This window comes from Chryseobacterium turcicum (assembly GCF_021010565.1).
GTDB classification, from domain to species: Bacteria; Bacteroidota; Bacteroidia; order Flavobacteriales; family Weeksellaceae; genus Chryseobacterium; species Chryseobacterium turcicum.
The window spans coordinates 3,175,492-3,193,819 of record NZ_JAJNAY010000001.1 but is presented as its reverse complement, the minus strand read 5'-3'; the positions used below and the strand labels follow the sequence as shown (position 1 = coordinate 3,193,819).

General features: G+C 34.8%; 9 protein-coding genes. 5 read left to right on the top strand and 4 right to left on the bottom strand.

The window, feature by feature from the left end:
- Positions 1-57: 57 nt before the first annotated feature.
- Both LO744_RS14450 and LO744_RS14445 read right to left on the bottom strand, forming a co-directional pair.
- Positions 58-2,130: an alpha-ketoacid dehydrogenase subunit alpha/beta gene (locus LO744_RS14450; protein ID WP_230670316.1), complete on the bottom strand. Its 2,073-nt coding sequence runs from the start codon at positions 2,128-2,130 to the stop codon at positions 58-60.
- 75 nt (positions 2,131-2,205) lie between these two features.
- Positions 2,206-4,335 (bottom strand): S8 family peptidase, encoded by a 2,130-nt coding sequence (locus LO744_RS14445; RefSeq protein WP_230670314.1) that lies wholly within the window; start codon positions 4,333-4,335, stop codon positions 2,206-2,208.
- Between the two features lie 239 nt (positions 4,336-4,574).
- Between LO744_RS14445 and dnaE the strand changes: the two genes are divergently transcribed.
- The 3 genes from dnaE to LO744_RS14430 all read left to right on the top strand — a co-directional run bounded on the left by dnaE (position 4,575) and on the right by LO744_RS14430 (position 14,973).
- Positions 4,575-9,245: a DNA polymerase III subunit alpha gene (gene dnaE, locus LO744_RS14440; protein WP_230670312.1), complete on the top strand. Its 4,671-nt coding sequence runs from the start codon at positions 4,575-4,577 to the stop codon at positions 9,243-9,245.
- Positions 9,246-9,586: 341 nt separating this feature from the next.
- Positions 9,587-13,072: a T9SS type A sorting domain-containing protein gene (locus tag LO744_RS14435; protein ID WP_230670310.1), complete on the top strand. Its 3,486-nt coding sequence runs from the start codon at positions 9,587-9,589 to the stop codon at positions 13,070-13,072.
- 269 nt (positions 13,073-13,341) lie between these two features.
- Positions 13,342-14,973, top strand: a complete 1,632-nt coding sequence (locus LO744_RS14430) for a T9SS type A sorting domain-containing protein (RefSeq protein ID WP_230670309.1) — start codon at positions 13,342-13,344, stop codon at positions 14,971-14,973.
- 304 nt (positions 14,974-15,277) lie between these two features.
- Here the strand turns inward: LO744_RS14430 and LO744_RS14425 are convergent, their stop codons facing one another.
- Positions 15,278-15,436: a hypothetical protein gene (locus tag LO744_RS14425; RefSeq protein ID WP_230670307.1), complete on the bottom strand. Its 159-nt coding sequence runs from the start codon at positions 15,434-15,436 to the stop codon at positions 15,278-15,280.
- 44 nt (positions 15,437-15,480) lie between these two features.
- The gene (locus LO744_RS14420; protein ID WP_230670305.1) at positions 15,481-16,308 is read right to left on the bottom strand and encodes an ion transporter; all 828 of its coding nucleotides are present in this window, start codon (positions 16,306-16,308) and stop codon (positions 15,481-15,483) included.
- 58 nt (positions 16,309-16,366) lie between these two features.
- Here LO744_RS14420 and LO744_RS14415 point away from each other — a divergent pair, with 58 nt between their 5' ends.
- Together LO744_RS14415 and LO744_RS14410 are read left to right on the top strand one after the other, a co-directional pair.
- Positions 16,367-17,464: a Nif3-like dinuclear metal center hexameric protein gene (locus LO744_RS14415; protein WP_230670303.1), complete on the top strand. Its 1,098-nt coding sequence runs from the start codon at positions 16,367-16,369 to the stop codon at positions 17,462-17,464.
- Positions 17,465-17,466: 2 nt separating this feature from the next.
- Positions 17,467-18,243: a zinc ribbon domain-containing protein gene (locus LO744_RS14410; RefSeq protein ID WP_230670301.1), complete on the top strand. Its 777-nt coding sequence runs from the start codon at positions 17,467-17,469 to the stop codon at positions 18,241-18,243.
- Positions 18,244-18,328 lie beyond the last annotated feature (85 nt).

Below are 18,328 nucleotides of genomic sequence, written 5' to 3'. Positions count from 1 at the left end.
AACTGCACAAAAAAACCTCTAAAAATTTTAGAGGTCTTATATTTATTTTTGATTGAATTAATATTTCAACATTTCTTCAATTTTAGCACTTAGTTTTTCAGCGTTTGGAAGCATTTCTTTTTCCAAAATTAAATTAATCGGAACTGCAGGAGTATCAAGCGCTCCCATTGTTTCAACAGGGGCATCGAGGTATTTGAAGCAGTTTTTAGAAATACGGTGTGCAAAGGCTTCGGCAAAAGAATTATTAAGCTGTTCTTCTGTTAAAACAATACATTTTCCGTGTGCTTTTACTCTTTCAAAAACCAATTCTTCATCCAAAGGAATAATGGTTCTTAAATCAATCACCTCAACTTTTCCATTAAAGTTTTTAACCGCTTCTTTTGCCCAGTAAACACCCATTCCGTAAGTGATTACTACAACAGTGTTTCCTTTTTTGATTTCTTTATCATCAGCTTCGATTACGATTTTTCCTTTTCCGAAAGGTAAAATATAATCTTCAGCAGGTTCAATAGTTTTTGCATCTTCAGTTCCCGGAACTTTGCTCCAGTATAAACCTTTATGTTCCAGCATTACTACAGGATTCGGGTCGTAATAAGCAGCTTTTAATAAACCTTTAAAATCAGCAGCATTACTTGGATAAGCGATTTTAATACCTTTAATATTGGCTAAAATACTTTCTACACTTCCGCTGTGGTAAGGCCCACCACCACCGTAAGCTCCGATTGGAACACGAATAATATTACTCACCGGGAATTTACCCTGAGATAAATAACTTGATTTTGAGATTTCCGTAATCAACTGATTGATTCCCGGATAAATATAATCTGCAAACTGAACTTCAACAATTGGTTTTAAACCAACTGCGCTCATTCCGGTTGTAGAACCTATAATATAAGCCTCCTGAATTGCTGTATTGAAAACTCTTTTGCTTCCGAATTTTTTACCTAAAGTTACTGTCTCACGGAAAACTCCACCAATTCTTTCTCCAACATCTTGTCCGTACAATAATGCTTCAGGATGTTTCCACATGATTTCCTGAATAGCATGTATGGCAGCATCTACCATTACTATTTTTTCTCCGCCTTCCGGCTCACGAGTTCCTACTTCTTCTGTAATAGGAGTAGGTGCGAAAATATGCTGCATTACAGTTTCAGGCTTCGGATCTTCAGCTTTTTGAGCTTTTTCGAATGCTTCTTCTACTTCAAGACGAGCTTTTTTAGTAATTTGTTTTAATAAATCTTCATCAACACCAGATTCAAGCAATTGATTTCTCAAGATTTCTCCCGGGTCTTTTGCTCTGTGCTTGGTTAAATCTTCCTCATCTCTATAGAATTCTCTTCTTACTCCCGAAGTATGGTGACCAATTAAAACAGTTTTTGCGCAAACTAATAAAGGTTTTCTTTCTTCTCTTACAAAATCGACAGCCTTTTTCATTACCTCAAAACTTTCTGAGAAATTGGTTCCGTCAACTCGCATTCTGCCTAAACCTTCAAAACCAGCTACGAAATCATAAGCATCACAAGTTCTTGCTTCTTCTTTGGTAACCGAAATCCCCCATTCGTTGTCTTGAACTAAGAAAATAATGGGAAGTTGGTGTAAAGCTGCAAACTGTAATGCCTCACTCACTTCACCTTCTGTTACAGAATTGTCTCCAAGACTACAAATAACAACTGGATTATTTTCAAATTGCTGTAAATTAAAATCCTGAATATATTTTATTCCTTGCGCAACTCCCGCAGTAGGAATGGTCTGCATTCCTGTTGCTGAACTTTGATGAATAATTTTTGGCTTGTCTTCATCTCTGCTTGAAGGATGAGAATAATAAGATCTACCTCCAGAAAAAGGATCATCAGCTTTTGCCAATAACTGTAACATCAATTGGTAAGGCTGAAAACCTATCCCCAAAAGAATACTTTCGTCTCTGTAATAAGGCGAAACCCAGTCTTCTTTTTTTAATTGATAAGCCGTTGCCAGCTGAATTGCTTCATGACCTCTTGATGTACTATGAACATATTTGGTAACATTTCTGTTCTCTTCATAAATATCTGCCATCGCTTTGGCAAGCATCATGTGGTTATAAGCTTTAAGCAAAATATCTTTTGAAACTTTCTCGTGAAGTGTATTTTCCATAGGAAGCAAATATACATAAAAAAACAAAACACTAACAAGTGTTAGTGTTTTGCTTAAAATTATATGGAATTATAATTATTCTTTGATAACTTTTTTAGAAATAACGTCTTTATCCGTTTTTACTTCAATGATGTAAATACCACTAGTGTAAGAAGATAAATTAATTGTTTCTTTGGCATTATTAATTACACCATTCTGTAATTTTTTACCAGATAAATCATATACTGTGTAGTTAGATTTTTTAGGTGCTTTCAAAATGTTTACCACATCTTTAGTAAGAGTTGGTGCGATAATAATTCCGTTTTCAGGATTTGCAACATCTTTTGTTCCTAAAACTTCAGTAAATCCTGTAACGATTATTGAATAGTTTTGAGGAGTAGGAGCAGGAGTTGTAGCATTGTTAACAAGCATTCCTTTATTAGTTACTTCTATTCTATACGTTCTGCCAGCAACTGGATTGTCTAAAACTACTTGTTCTACGTTGTCTACAATGTTATCCCCTTTTGTTGCAGGAGTCATTGGATTGTTTGCATCTAATTTCCAAGGTTGATATGAAGTATTGGTAGTAGTGTCAATAATTCTCACATCTAAATCGTTAACTAATCTTGAAGATCTGTTGTTGTAAGCTTGTGCCCACGAGAGGTTGGCAGGAATAACATATTCAGGATCAATCCAAGAAATTGTAACTTTTAAAGGCTCATTTCCAGAAGCTTTAACTGTTTTAATATTTGCAACGCCGCTACTTAAAGTTTCATCATTAAATAGTATTGAATTGTTAGATTTACCAACTAATAATTGTGCACCTTTTTTTGCATCTATATAACCCCATCCAAACCATGGATCTGGACCAACATTTCCAGCTTCCTGAGCAGAATGAACCATTAATGTTTTAGCACTTGCTGCATTTAATAATTGATTATTAAAAAGTTGTTTATTAATTTGGCTCCATAAGCCTATGACACCTGTTACAACTGGTGCTGAATATGATGTTCCGCTTCCATAGCTATAACTAACACTTCCCGTTGTATCTTCAGCAGTTGCTGGAGAAAAAACATCAGTACCTGTAGTTGCGATATCTGGTTTAATAGCACCATCATCTCTAGGTCCTGCGCTACTGTAATCAGAATGTACTACGTCAGTAGAGACAGTATATTTGAAATTATTAGTGGAGATTACATCTGTAGCTCCAACTACAATAATGTTTTTAGCCAATGATCCTGGTCCGATACAATCATATCCTAATGCACAATTGGTTGTGGGTAATATGTCTGTAGGACTAAAAGCAACTAAAGAATTGCTACCGGAGTAATATTTAGGAGCAGTATCCGCTCCTGGTAAATCTGGTCCCATCCCGAAATAGTTTCCGGATGATTTTACAATAATATATGACGGATTAGTATATACTATTTGATCGTAATTTTGATCATTCGTAAAATACGTTCCTTGCAAATCTGCAGATTGGTCTGGGCTTGTAAATACTCCACCCCATACTAATGCAGTTTGCCCACTTACGGTACTAATAGTCCACCCTGAGTTTACACCATAAGAGTGATTTGAAATAAGGGGTTGTGCTGTCACAATTTTTTGAAAAACTGTACTTGTGGAGGTGTTTCCAGGAAGTGTTGTTGTAGCAAATCGATATGAATCGAATGTAGAATTAATTGCTACCCCTTGAATGTTTCCATTAAGACCACCACCACTTACACTGATGGATTTACTTCCAATAAATCCTGCCACTCCGGTTGAATGAGCACTATAGTTGTTTGTAGCTGCTTCTTGGTTAGTTACTCTTACTGGTGCACCTGCTGCAATATTGTCAAATGCTGGATGAGCGGCATAGATTCTACCTCCATCAAAGACAGTAAACTTAATACCTTCACCATTGTAAGTTCCTGCTAGACCAGGTACTCCTCCTGCAGTAGTTAAGGCATCAGCATTTGCATTCTTAACTTGCCTAAGATCTTCATTACTTAAGAAATAAGGTTTCCCATCTGGTGAAAAACCACCTAAATTAGCTCTTTGTTCTTCTATTTCTTTTAAAACTTTTGGTGATTTTTCAGCTCCGTAGCGTTTTGCAACATAAGAGTCAAATTTTGCATTGTTCTCTTTGTTTTGTCTCTCAAATCCTCTCTTCAATGCTTCATTGCTTTGTGCACTCACTAGAGAAATTGCCAATGTACTTATTAAAAGTAAATGTTTTTTCATGATAAACTATAAAAAATTAATTACACGACTATGAGTAGCAAATATATGAATTAATAGTTTTTATTTGAACGAAATTATTAAATTAGTAAATAAATATTTAATTTATATAGTAAAAGCAGAGTTTTTATAATACTTTTTGTGATGTTCAAAATCCAGTAGTTCTAGCTATCGAAACTTATCTAGAAAAATTATAAAAATTGAAGTAACTTTACATTCTCTTTTTAATTTAAAAAAGCTACATGTATTTAGTTTTTGATACCGAAACCACTGGTTTACCGAAAAATTTTAACGCTCCATTATCAGATTCAGACAACTGGCCAAGAATGGTACAGATTGCTTGGCAATTGCATGATGATGAGGGTAATCTATTAGAAAATCAGGATTATATTATAAAGCCGGAAGGATATGATATCCCTTTTAACGCGGCAAGGATTCACGGGATTACTACCAAAATCGCCAACGAAGAAGGTCGTGATCTTGAAGAAATTTTAAATGAATTTGCTGAAGTTTTAGAACGTGTAAGGGTTGTTTCTGGGCACAATGTTGAGTTTGATTATAATATCGTTGGTGCCGAATTTTTTAGAAAAAATATTCAAGATAACCTTCAGGAAAAGCCAAAAGCTGATACCATGATTCTAGGGACAAATTATTGTCAGCTAGGAGGTGGAAGAGGAGGTCGATATAAGTCTCCTAAACTAGAGGAGCTATATGAGAAATTGTACGGACATAAATTTGACGAAGCCCACAACGCTGCAGCCGATGTAAATGCTACGGCTCAGGTTTTCTTCGAAATGATGCGTATAGGCATCGTTCCTGCTGAGATTCTGAAAACTTCTGAAGATCAGTTGGCGTATTTTAAAACATTGCATCCAAATCCTATCAAGCCTTTTGGAATCATTATCAGAAGACAGGTTGCAGATTTTAACAATAAGAAAAAGCAGGCTGATGTAGGAAGTATTGATGATATCGATTTAGGAAAGTATTTTAATTTCGATAATAAAAGTGTTTTTTCAACTTTAACGGCAACTTCAAGTATTAATGATTTAATAAAGAAAGCTTCTGAAGAAAATTTTCCTGCGGTCGGAATGGTCGATTTGGGAAATATGATGGGGGCTTTTAAGTTTGTTTCTGCGGTTGAGTCTGCCAATTCTGACCGTTCAAAAAAGCATAAAGAGTTTTTAGCAAAAAAACAGGAGGCAGAAGACAATTCAACGGAATTCGACGAAGCTGAACCTGTTTCTGAACCATTAATTCCAGTTGTAGGTTGTGAGTTTTATATTTCAGATCGATACGAACAGAAACAATTTACAAAAGACGATCCCGACAGAAGAACGCAGGTTGTTTTGTTGGCGAAAGATTTTAATGGTTATAAAAACTTAGCTAAACTTTCAAGTATTGGTTTCCTTAAAGGGTTTTATTTTGGAGTTCCCAGAATTAGCCGTGAAGTGATTGCTGAATATAAAGAAGGTTTAATTGCTCTTACTTCCGGTATTATGGGAGATATTCCTGATGCTATTTTAAATACGGGTGAGCAAAAAGGAGAAGAGCTTTTCAAATGGTGGAAAGATACTTTTGAAGATGATTTTTATGTTCAGATTCAAAATCATAAACTCCCTGAAGAAGAGCATTTGAATGATGTTTTATTGCATTTTGCAGATAAATATAGTGTTAAAATTTTAGCACAGAATCAAACCTATTATACTAATAAAGATGATTCTAATATTCAGGATATTGTAAGCTGTATTAAAGATGGTGAAAAGCAGACAACACCTGTTGGAAAAGGCTTTGGGAAGAGACGAGGCTTAGGAACCAGGGAGTATTATATTAAAAATTCGCACGAGATAAAAGAAGCTTTTCTAAATTATCCCGATGCATTTGATGCTTACGAAGAGTTTACGGCAAAATTCAAACCTTATACTTTAAAAAGGGACGTTTTACTTCCGAAATTTGATATTCCTGAAGAGTTTGTACATGCGGAAGATGATATTGATGGTGGAAAACGTGGTGAAATGGCCTATTTAACGCATCTTACCTATGAAGGAGCCAGAAAAAGATATGCAGATACCGGCATTACAGACGAAATTAAAGAGCGTTTAGATTTTGAGTTAGAAGTTGTAGCCAACACTGGTTATCCGGGTTATTTCTTGATTGTACAGGATTTTTGTAACGAGGCGAGAAAAATGGGCGTTTGGGTTGGTCCTGGTCGTGGTTCTGCAGCAGGTTCTGCGGTTGCATATTGTACCGGAATTACCAACGTAGACCCTATTAAATATGATTTGCTTTTTGAAAGATTTTTGAATCCTGAAAGGGTTTCAATGCCCGATATTGATATCGATTTTGATGATGAAGGTCGGGATAAGATTATTAAATGGGTAGTTGAAAAATACGGTAAAAATCAGGTAGCACAGATTATTACCTACTCAGTTTTGGGTGGGAAATCTGCGATTAAAGATGCAGGAAGAGTTTTAGATTTACCGATTCCGGATACAATTAATATTACAAAATTAATTCCCCCAAGTCCCGGGATGAATATTGCGAAAGCTTTAGCCAAATATGATAAATTAAAACCTGAAGAACAAATGCTTGTCGATGAGATGAAGTATGTTCTTAATACGCCTGATGATGCACGTCACGACGTTTTGTCGAGTGCTAAAAAGATGGAAGGCTGCATCCGAAATACGGGGATTCACGCTTGTGGAGTAATTATTACGCCTGAAGATGTGAGTAATATTATTCCGGTAACGATTGCTGCAAAAGATGCCGATATTTTGGTCTCACAGTTTGATAACTCGGTGGCGGAAAGTGCTGGTCTTTTGAAGATGGACTTTTTGGGCCTTAGAACGTTAACGATTATTAAAGATGCTTTAAAAATAATTAAAGCAAGACATGGAGTAGACATCGACCCAGATACTATTCCGTTGGATGATACTAAAACGTATCAATTGTTTAAAGAGGGTAGAACGGTCGGGATTTTCCAATATGAAAGCCCGGGAATGCAGAAGTACATGAGAGAGCTTAAACCGACAGTTTTTGCCGATTTAATTGCCATGAATGCATTATACAGACCAGGTCCTATTAAATATATTCCAAACTTTATCAACAGAAAGCATGGGATTGAAGAGATTGTTTATGATTTGGAGGAAACCAAAGAACATCTTCAGGAAACCTATGGAATCACCGTTTATCAGGAGCAGGTAATGTTACTTTCTCAAAAATTAGCCAACTTTACAAAAGGGGAAGCTGATACCTTGAGGAAAGCGATGGGTAAAAAGCAGATTGAGGTTCTTAATAAAATGTACCCAAAATTCATTGAAGGTGGTAGAAAAAACAACCTTAACGAAGAGAGATTAGAGAAAATTTGGAATGACTGGAAGGCTTTTGCTGAATATGCTTTCAACAAATCTCACTCCACTTGTTATGCGTTAATTGCTTATCAAACAGCGTATTTAAAGGCTAATTATCCTGCGGAATACATGGCAAGCGTAATGAGTAACAACATTAACAATACTGAATCTATTACCATGTTTATGGAGGATTGTAAAAGTATCGGTGTGGATGTTTTAGGGCCGGATGTGAATGAATCTCAGTATAAATTTTCGGTAAACGAAAAAGGGCAAATCCGTTTTGGATTGGGTGCTATTAAAGGAATTGGTGAAGGCCCGAGTGAGGGAATTACCAAAGAAAGAGCTAATGGAAGATTTAAAAATATTTATGATTTCTTCGAAAGGATTTTGCCTTCTCAGATGAATAAAAGAGTAGCAGAAAGTTTGGTTGTAGCGGGAGCTTTTGATGAGTTAGATTCTTTCCACAGAGGTCAGTATTTTGATATTGATATGGCTGGAAAAACCAATTTGGAGCGGTTAATTAGATACGGACAAAGTTTTCAGGAGAGTAAAAACGAGATGGAATATTCTCTTTTTGCAGATTTTGCAGATGAGGTTCAAATTGAGCAGCCAAAATTATTGCCTTGCGTAGAATGGCCGAATATGTATAAACTTAATAAGGAAAAAGAAACCATAGGATTCTATCTTTCTGCACATCCGTTGGATGAGTTTAAGTTTCAATATCAGTTTATGCAGGGGAGCTTGTCTAAAAAATCTGTTTTGGAAAAAGATGAAGAGGCAAAAGCAGTCACCGATGAAGCTCCTATTCTGGAAAAAGATTCTGTAGATGAAGTATCAGATTTAATAGAAATAGTTTCTGATGATATCGTTGCGGGTGAGGAAGAAGTGGTTATTGAAGAAGCTACCAAAAAAGCTGAACCTAAAGGTGTTTTCGGGTTTTTAAATCTGGATGAGGTAAATGCTTATAAAGACCAGGCTTTTGCCAATAAGCAGGAAGAGCTTTTTGAGGAAAAGAAAAAAGACTGGAAAACAGTACAGAAAGAAAGAGAAAACGGCGGCGGTGGAAAAGAGTATACTGTTGCTGGGTTGATTACAGAATATGTTGTAAAAGATGGTTTCAGAAGTGGTGAAAAGGTAGCTTTTGTTACTTTGGAAGATTACTCAGGGTCGTATTCTTTCAGGTTGGGAGACCGTGATTATATGAAGCTGAAAGAAAAACTAGAAGTGCAGCGTTTTGTGATTTTAAAAATAAAATTTGCTCAGGTAAAAGACGGTAGGGTATTCGTTAACGTGAATGAAGTTATTGAATTGCAGGAGGCTTTTGAAAAATTTGCCAAAAGTATTTCGCTGGTGATGGATGTGATGGATTTCCGAACTGAAGACCTTAGTTTCTTCAGAAATGTTCTGAATGAAAATCAAGGCAATCAAAAATTTAAGTTTTACATTAAAAATATTGAGGATGATTCTCATATCGAAGTTCAGTCAATGAAACATTCGGTAAATCTTAATGGGGATTTAATTAAGGATATTCAACTTCTTAATAAATATGAGTTTTATTTGAACTGATAAGTTTAAAATAAGATGATATTACAAGTCGCAATCTGATTAGATTGCGACTTTTTTATTGGATTGCTTTAAGAAATTGTAATTTTCATTGAAAGACAGTAGGTTTTTATCAGTATTTATTATTGTTAAATTAGGGATTGGTTTGTTTTGTTAAGTTTTTGATTATCAATTATTTATTGTTTAATTTAATGGTGCTATTATTTGATGTAATCAAATGCTTGTTTGAAGATATTTTATTGATTTTATCTTATTTTTAGTATGTTTTTAAAATATTAACATTTTTTTTGATTTGTAATGTGAATATTTATTAATTTTAGCATCTAATTTTAATTTAACTGAATATGAGAAAACTTTTACAATCGTGTTTGCTGACCTTTGGTGTCTGGTCGGCAGCACAAACCACCTTAATATCTCCTACGATAAACAATGGAGGATTTGAATCTGGTACTACCGGATGGACAATTGTTAATGGTACTGAAACAAATAAATGGCAGGTAAGTACTGATGCTGCTACAGGGTTTTCAGGAACAAATTCTGCCTACATTTCTAATAGTACAAGTGCTCCATTCGCAAATGCTTATACAGATACATCTTCTTCTACAAGTTTTTTGTATAGGGATATCACTTTTCCTGCTGGTGAAGTAAAAGGTAATTTATCTTTTAAATTACTTGTTCAGGGAGAAACAGGTACTACAGGAACAATTTATGATTATTTAAGAGTGTATTTGGTACCCGTTAGTTATACTCCGACTGCTGGCTCAATTCCAGACACTTCAACCTATCCTAATAATTGGACATTAAATATGAAGGGAGCAGCTTGGACTGATCAAAATATTGTTCTTCCTAATGTTGGAAATTCAAACAGCCCGGTTACAATGCGTTTGGTATTCATGTGGAGGAATGATTCATCCACAAGTACACAACCACCTGCTGCAATAGACGATATTACGGTAACCTCTAGTTTACCAGGAACTTTTATTTCTGTTGCTACAGGAAATTGGGGCACGGCTTCAACTTGGAATGCTAATGCAGTACCAACATCTGCAGATAATGTAACAGTTGATACAGGGCATACTGTTACCATAGATGCTGCGAGTCAGGCATCAAATGCACTTGTTGTAAAAGGGAATTTGGCTTATGGAACAACACCTACTTCTTTTGCTGTAAATGGGAATTTAAATATTAATGCAAGTGGGACTCTTAATGTTTTTAATGGAACAACAGGAAAAACAATTAGTGTTACTGGAAATATAGTCAATGATGGTGTAATAGATCTTTCCGTAGGTACTACTTCTGCAGGAAACCTTACTCTTAATGGAACTGCTGTACAGTCTGTTTCAGGAATTGGTACATTTAATACCGGAGTAATTAGAAATCTAACTCTTTCTAACACTAGTGCAATAATTCCTAATATTAACTGGTCAATCAATAATATCAAGATTGCTTATAACTTAAATATCACTGGTGCAAAGGTCAATTTAGGAAGTAATAAAATGACTTTTGGAAATAACGCCGCTGGAAATACGTTTACTGCTCCAACTGGAACAGGATTCTTGGCTGGGGGTAAATTTTCAAGATATTGGGCGGCTACAGGAACGGGAAGTACTATTGCTGCTGGTAGTGATCCTACATCAACATCAAGTAAATACCCTTTTGTAAATGCAACGGGAACAGATAGGTCGATGTTTATCACAAGAACTAATGCTACAGGAGCTGTTGCAGGAGAGCTTGCTGCAGTATACAATGACGCAACTACGCTTACTACAGGCTTGAGTATTTTAGATGGTGCATATACAGTTACAGATCGATATAATGGTAATTGGGCTGTATCTAATGAAGGAACTAGTGTAAGTGCTAGTTCTTATTCTGTCGCTTTGCTTGCGCCGGGAATTTATACTGCAGGAAATGGTAATTCAAGAGTAGTAGCTGTTAATAGTACTATAGGCGGAGCTCATCAAAATGGAACAATAACACCGGGAGCACAACGTATAACATTATCTCAAACAGATCTTTTGGCTGCTCCGTTGTATATAGGTATTGCTAATTCAGATATACCATTTGCTTCTGTTGCTAGTGGAAATTGGAATAATGCAGCAACTTGGAATAAAGGATTGATACCAACATGTAATGATCTTGTACAAATTGCAAATACACATAATGTGACTGTAAATTCTGCAGCGAGTGTTTCTAAAAATGTTACTATTAATACAGGGGGGATTCTTACTGTTGCGTCAGGAGATCTTTCAGTGGGATGTGTTGCTAAGAATAATACATTGACAAACAACGGAACCCTTACGGTTTCTGGAGGTACTTTAAATATAAATGGTAATATCATTAGTGCTTCTGGATCAACATTTAACCAATCCGGAGGTGATATTGTTGTAGATGGTAATGATGGTGGTATAGCAGCAACATCAGTAGCATCGGGTACGCCAATTGTTTTACTTAGTACCAATAACATCAACTGGACTGGAGGTAATTTTACCGTTGTAGATCCTCATGCGAACTCTACTGCGACATTAACTTTTTCTTATAATAATGGTTTAAGTGTTGAAGTTGCTAGTAATCATACTTTGAAATTAGGAAATGGTGTTTCTATAGATGCAGGAGGAAATAGCACTAATCAATTCAGATTGGATACATATACTGGCACTGGAAGACTAAACTTAGGTAATCTTGAAATTAATACGATTGCTGGAGTTAATAGAAATGTAACTATTCCTTACGCAACTCCTATTAAAGGAAATCTGACAATATACTCTAACTCAGAATTTATAGGAGGTTCAGTGGTTACTGTAGGAGGTAATTTTATCAATAATGGTATATTTACAAGTACAAGTACTTTACAAATGTCAGCAATGACAGGTACTACAGCTTCTGCTTCAGCTCAAGCTCAAACAATATCAGGGACTGGTGTGTTCAGGAATTTAGCTACATCACCTACTGCTAACTTAAGTAGTTTTACAGTAAATAATACAAATGCAACTGGTGTAACTCTATCTGTACCATTATCGGTAAGTGGAACTTTAACACTTACAGAGGGAAAAGTAAACACGACAACTGCTAACTTATTAATATTAGGAACTGCAACTACTACAGGAACTTTATCGGGCGGATCAAATTTAGCCTATATTACTGGTCCTTTTGTAAGAACTATAGCTAATTCAAATACAGCTTATATTCTTTATCCTGTTGGTAAAGCTGCCTATGCACCAATTTGGTTATCTCCTTCTACTACTGCTGTTAGCGTTATGAAGGCAGAAGCATTTGATTCTAATACAGGAACTCCTGCTCTTGGTATTACTAATCTTTCTTCCACAAGAAGATGGGAGGCGCCTTTAGTTTCTGGAACACTAAGCGCTATTAATGTTAGGTTGGGAGATAGTAATATCCAAAATGCAAGTATTCCTTTGCAAGCTCCTAGTGCATCGGGTTCTTATGTAAATATATTAGGTGATAACGCAGCCTATGTAGCTGGTACAACTACTGTTCCTAACAATATACAGTCTACTACAGCTTTAAGTACAACTGATTACACAGGGTTCTTATCTTATGGACAAAAAGATCCTAATCTTGGTATAAGCGAAACAGTATCTGATAAAAATAATATCAAAGCGTATCCAAATCCATTTGCTGATGTCTTGAATATTTCAGATGTGAGCAATGTAAAATCTATTTCTGTAATTGATATTACAGGTAAAACTGTGAAAACGTTTGATAAACCAGAATCTACTCTTCATTTAAGAGAATTAAATGCAGGAATGTATTTAGTTGTTCTGAATATGAAAGATGGTTCTAGACAAACTATTAAAGCAATTAAAAAATAATTTATTTTAAATTTCTTTAGAGAGGCTGGTCGATTGATCAGCCTCTTTTTTTATTACTAATGCGATGAGGCTAGAAATAATCAAATATTAATTGAGCTGTATTTCTAAATTTAGATATTAAAAATAAGTGCAATTTTTTCAGTTGATTATTAGGCTTTAAATTCGTGTAAAATATTGTTTTTATTATTATTGTAATAAAAACAATATTTTAACATTAAAATAATATTAAAATATTGTACTTTCATAAATAATTAACAAATTCAATTATTATGAAAAAAGTTTTATTTACCTGCTTCATGGCGTTGGCAGTAATGTCATCAGCACAAATTTCTTACAGCTACGGCTGGGAGCCTACAGGAGACGGATCTTGGACTTCTAGTGGCTCGGGGTCATTTATCAGATCAGAAACTACACCATGTGCAGGAGTTGGAAGTATGAAGGCTAATAATTATTACAATAGCTCTTCTTACTTAGTTTCTCCTGCATTAACGGGGACAAATGGTGGAGATATAAATATAAGTTTTGCTTATAAAGTTACTGAGTATTCTAGCAATAATACAGGGGTCTCACTAGTAGATTTTGGCGTAATTAAATTAGATTGGGCAACTTCTGACGCAGGACCATGGCAAACAGCCTATATAATAGATGATACAAATCATGTGGTATCCGCATCTTGCGCTACTAAATCAGCTACTATCTCTGGTGTGCCGGCTTCTGGAGATTTTTTTATTAGATTTGAAGCGAAATCAGGTCTCGATACATCAGATAATTATGTTTATTTTGATGATATTACTATAACTCAAGGTGCTGCGCCATCATGTCTTGACCCTAGCTCTGTAACGGCATCAAATATAACATCTGCAACCGCAGATATTACATGGACAGCGCCTACAGTCGTTCCAGGAAATGGATATGAACTTTACTATAGTACAAATTCAGCTTTTCCAACTTCTACGACTCCTCCAACCTTTACAGGGATTACGGGAGTTTCTAAAGCGCTATCTGGGCTTTCTTATAATACTCCATATTATGTTTGGGTAAGATCAGTTTGTTCTACTACTTCTAAAAGTGCTTGGTCTGCAGTGAGTTCTTTTACGACATTATGTGGAGTAATTATACCTAATTTTACTTTTGATTTTACTGGTGGTATTAATGATTGTTGGCAGGAAGCAGATAGTGGAACTCCTTCTACAACTCCTTCAGGAACATATTCAGACTGGTATGAGGATGGATTTTTAAATAATGGATTTGATGGGGCAATGGCTATAAATCTTTACACAAGTTCATGGTTTCCTGAAACATTTGATTCTTGGATAATTACTCCAGAGTTTAATCTTTCTGCAGGCGGGTATCGTGTAAAATTCGATTATGGCTTAACTGAATTTGGGGATGAGACTTCTGGTTCTTTTGGATCTGATGATGTCGTTCAATTTGTTGTTTCTCAGGATGGAGGAGCTACGTGGACTGTATTACAGACTTGGAATAATTCAAGTAATGTATCTAATAACTCAACTCAGTATTCATATGATTTAACTTCTTATACAGGAGCCAATACGAAATTCGGGTTTTATGCAACGAATGGTGCTGTAGCAGATTCTGAAGATGTAGAATTTTTTATAGATAATTTTGTTATTGAGCAACTTACATTATCAACAACCGAGACAACGATTAAGAAGAATAATGTCAAAGCGTATCCAAATCCATTTGCTGATGTATTAAATATCTCAGATGTAAGTAATGTGAAATCTATTTCTGTACTAGATATTGCGGGTAGAACTGTGAAAACGTTTGATAAGCCAGAATCTACTCTTCATTTAAGAGGATTAAATGCAGGAATGTATTTAGTTGTTTTGAATATGAAAGATGGTTCTAAACAGACTATTAAAACAATTAAAAAATAATTTATTTTAAATTTCTTTAGAGAGGCTGGTTAATAACCAGCCTCTTTTTTTGTTGCTATAAATCGCATTAATTTTTTTTAGTTTTTAATCATAATATTAGAAATCAGCAGTCACTTTGTCTTTCCGTAGGAATCTCAATACATTAAATATAAAGCATCTTAGATTCCTCTAGAAAAGACAAATAAATTGTTAAGAATTAATTGCAGATATTCATAAAAATTTTTATCAATATCACTTATTGAGAGTTGAGGTCTATTAAAAAGGCTTTCCTTTTTCGGAAAGCCTGATTTTATTTTATGAAATTTTATTTATCGGGTACAGGTTGTAGTTCTCCCGTATTCATAAGGTCAAAGACGGTCGGGAAAAACAAGACAAGAATAAAATAAATAATAACCATTAAAATGATTAAAGCAAATAGAATAAGTACTAAACTGTTGGGTTTGTTTTTCTTTTGTGGTTCCATAATTTTGTCGATTTTGGTAGATAGATTAATTGGTATAAAATCTATTAAGCCAATTTCTTGCCACACTGTTTGCAGTACCTCGCATCATCATCAATATCTTCATTGCCACAACGCTCGCAAACCAATTCAAGGTTTTGTCTTTTGTTTCTCATTTCAGCCGTTACAATTCCTGTAGGAACAGCGATAATTGAGTAACCGGCTAGCATTAAAATAACCGCAAAAAACTTACCGGTAGGAGTAATTGGCGATACATCACCATATCCTACCGTAGTTACCGTGACTACAGCCCAATAGATTGCTTGTGGAATAGTTTCAAACCCCTGTCTTCCGCCTTCTACCATAAACATCAGAGAACCAACGATGACGGAGAATATAATTAAAAATAAAAGAAAAATGTATATTTTTCTTGAACTGTTCTTTAAAGCCCGAAGAATGACAGTACCATCATTCATGAAATCTAAAAGGTTAAAAACTCTGAAAACACGCAGCATTCTTAGCATCCTGAAAATCAGAAAATACTTAGTAACAGGAAAAAAGAAGCTTAAATAAAACGGAACCAGCGAAAGGAAATCGATAATTCCGAAAAAGCTGAAAATGTAATTTTTTTTGTTTTTCAGAACGGCAATTCTCGACCAGTATTCTGCCGTGAAAATCACAGAAATAATCCATTCTGAGACGATAAAATAAACATGAAATCTTTTATCAAGTTTAGGTACACTTTCCATCATGATAATGAACGTACTTACCAAAATAAGCGATAGAAGGGTAATATCAAACAATTTTCCGAGCTTTGTGTCTGCTCGGTAAATAATACGGTACAAAAATCTCTTCCAAAGTTTATCTCCCGGAATAAGATCATGCTCTCTTTCCATACGTGTTTTTTATTTTAACTAAATTATAACTAATTTCGTCACAAACATACATAATAAAATGACAATACAAGAAGTAATCTCTATCATAGAAAAACAGATTGCAATGCCACAGGCGGAAGATTTTGATAATGTAGGGCTTTTGTGCGGAGTTCCTAGCCGTAATGTAAGTGGAATTTTGGTTTGTCATGATGCTTTAGAGAATGTTGTGGATGAAGCAATTGCCAAAAACTGTAATCTTGTGGTATGCTTTCATCCCATTATTTTCTCAGGTTTAAAATCGCTTACCGGTAAAAATTATGTGGAAAGAGCTGTTTTAAAAGCTATTGAAAATAAAGTAGCCATTTATGCTATTCATACTGCTTTTGATAACGATTATTTTGGTGTAAATGCGGGGATTTGTAATGCTTTAGGTTTGAAAAATTTAAAAATACTTCAGCCTAAGAAAAATAATTTAAAACAATTAAATGTTTATGTTCCGAATGATTATGCTGAGCAGTTAAAAGAAACACTTTTTTCAGCCGGCGCCGGAAATATAGGTTTTTATGATGAGTGTAGTTTTAAAACTGCCGGAAGTGGAACTTTTAGACCTATTGAAGGTTCAAATCCTTTTTCTGGACAACAAAATGTAAGAGAGCATGCAGATGAGAATATGATTTCAGTAATTTTTGAAGCCTATAAGCAAAATCAAATTATTGCAGCTATGAAAGAAGCTCATCCTTATGAAGAAGTGGCGCATCAGATTTATTCTTTAGATAACGAAAATCAATATGCCGGTTTGGGGATGTATGGTGAGTTGGATGAAGAGATGGGTGAAAAAGATTTTCTAAAATTTATTAAAGACAAATTTAATGTCGAGGTGATTAAGTATTCAGATTTTACAAATAAAAAAATCAAAAGAGTAGGAGTTTTGGGTGGCTCTGGAGCAAGCGGAATAAAATCTGCCCTTGCCAAGAAATGCGATGCCTACATTACGGGCGACCTTAAATATCATGATTATTTTCAGGCAGAATCTAAAATGTTGCTTTGTGATGTAGGGCATTATGAATCAGAACAATGGGTTGCTCAACAATTATTTGAAATTTTATCACAAAAAATTAGTACATTTGCAATCTTAAATTCTAGTGAAAAAACAAACCCCGTAAATTATTTCCTTTAGATATGGCAAATTTAACAGATATTTCAGTTGAAGAAAAATTAAGAGCTTTATATGATTTACAAATCATAGATTCAAGATTAGACGAAATCCGTAATACAAGAGGAGAATTGCCAATCGAAGTTGAAGATCTTGAAATTGAAATTGAAGGTCTTGAAACAAGAGCAGAAAAGTTTCAGGCAGATATTAAAGAGCAGAATGATCAAATCAATACTAAAAATGAGGTGATCAACCATGCAAAAACACTTATTGAAAAATACAAGTCTCAACAAGATAATGTAAGAAACAATAAAGAGTTTGAAGCTTTAGGAAAAGAGATGGAATATCAGGAACTTGAAATTCAACTTTCTGAAAAAAGAATCAAAGAATTTGGAGCTAAAATCGGGCACAAAGAAGAGACTTTGAATGAGTTGATTGCAAAAATCAACGATTTGAAGAATCACCTAAAATTCAAAAAAGAAGAGTTGGAAGGTCTTGTATCTGAAACTCAGAAAGAAGAGGAATATCTTCTTGAAAAATCTAAAGAATTTGCTGCTAAAATCGACGAAAGACTATTAGCTTCTTACCATAGAATTAGAAAGAGCTCTTCTACAGGTTTAGCAGTTGTAGGTTTAGAAAGAGGTGCTCCGAAAGGATCATTCTTTACAATTCCACCTCAAAAGCAAATGGAAATTGCTCAGAGAAAGAAAATTATTATTGATGAGCATTCAGGGAAAATCCTTGTAGATGACGAGTTGGTAATTGAAGAAACTGAAAAAATGAAAACAGTAATTAAATTCTAATTACTTGTTTTACTTAAATATAAAAAGACCGAAATTTTTCGGTCTTTTTTGTTGGTTTTAAACTCAAAATAGAAAGGTTTTAAAA

Coding starts and splice junctions, on each gene's coding strand:
- LO744_RS14430 (WP_230670309.1), top strand. CDS start 13,342: ATGAAAAAAGTTTTATTTACCTGCTTCATGGCGTTGGCAGTAATGTCA.
- LO744_RS14425 (WP_230670307.1), bottom strand. CDS start 15,436: ATGGAACCACAAAAGAAAAACAAACCCAACAGTTTAGTACTTATTCTA.
- LO744_RS14450 (WP_230670316.1), bottom strand. CDS start 2,130: ATGGAAAATACACTTCACGAGAAAGTTTCAAAAGATATTTTGCTTAAA.
- dnaE (WP_230670312.1), top strand. CDS start 4,575: ATGTATTTAGTTTTTGATACCGAAACCACTGGTTTACCGAAAAATTTT.
- LO744_RS14445 (WP_230670314.1), bottom strand. CDS start 4,335: ATGAAAAAACATTTACTTTTAATAAGTACATTGGCAATTTCTCTAGTG.
- LO744_RS14410 (WP_230670301.1), top strand. CDS start 17,467: ATGGCAAATTTAACAGATATTTCAGTTGAAGAAAAATTAAGAGCTTTA.
- LO744_RS14420 (WP_230670305.1), bottom strand. CDS start 16,308: ATGGAAAGAGAGCATGATCTTATTCCGGGAGATAAACTTTGGAAGAGA.
- LO744_RS14435 (WP_230670310.1), top strand. CDS start 9,587: ATGAGAAAACTTTTACAATCGTGTTTGCTGACCTTTGGTGTCTGGTCG.
- LO744_RS14415 (WP_230670303.1), top strand. CDS start 16,367: ATGACAATACAAGAAGTAATCTCTATCATAGAAAAACAGATTGCAATG.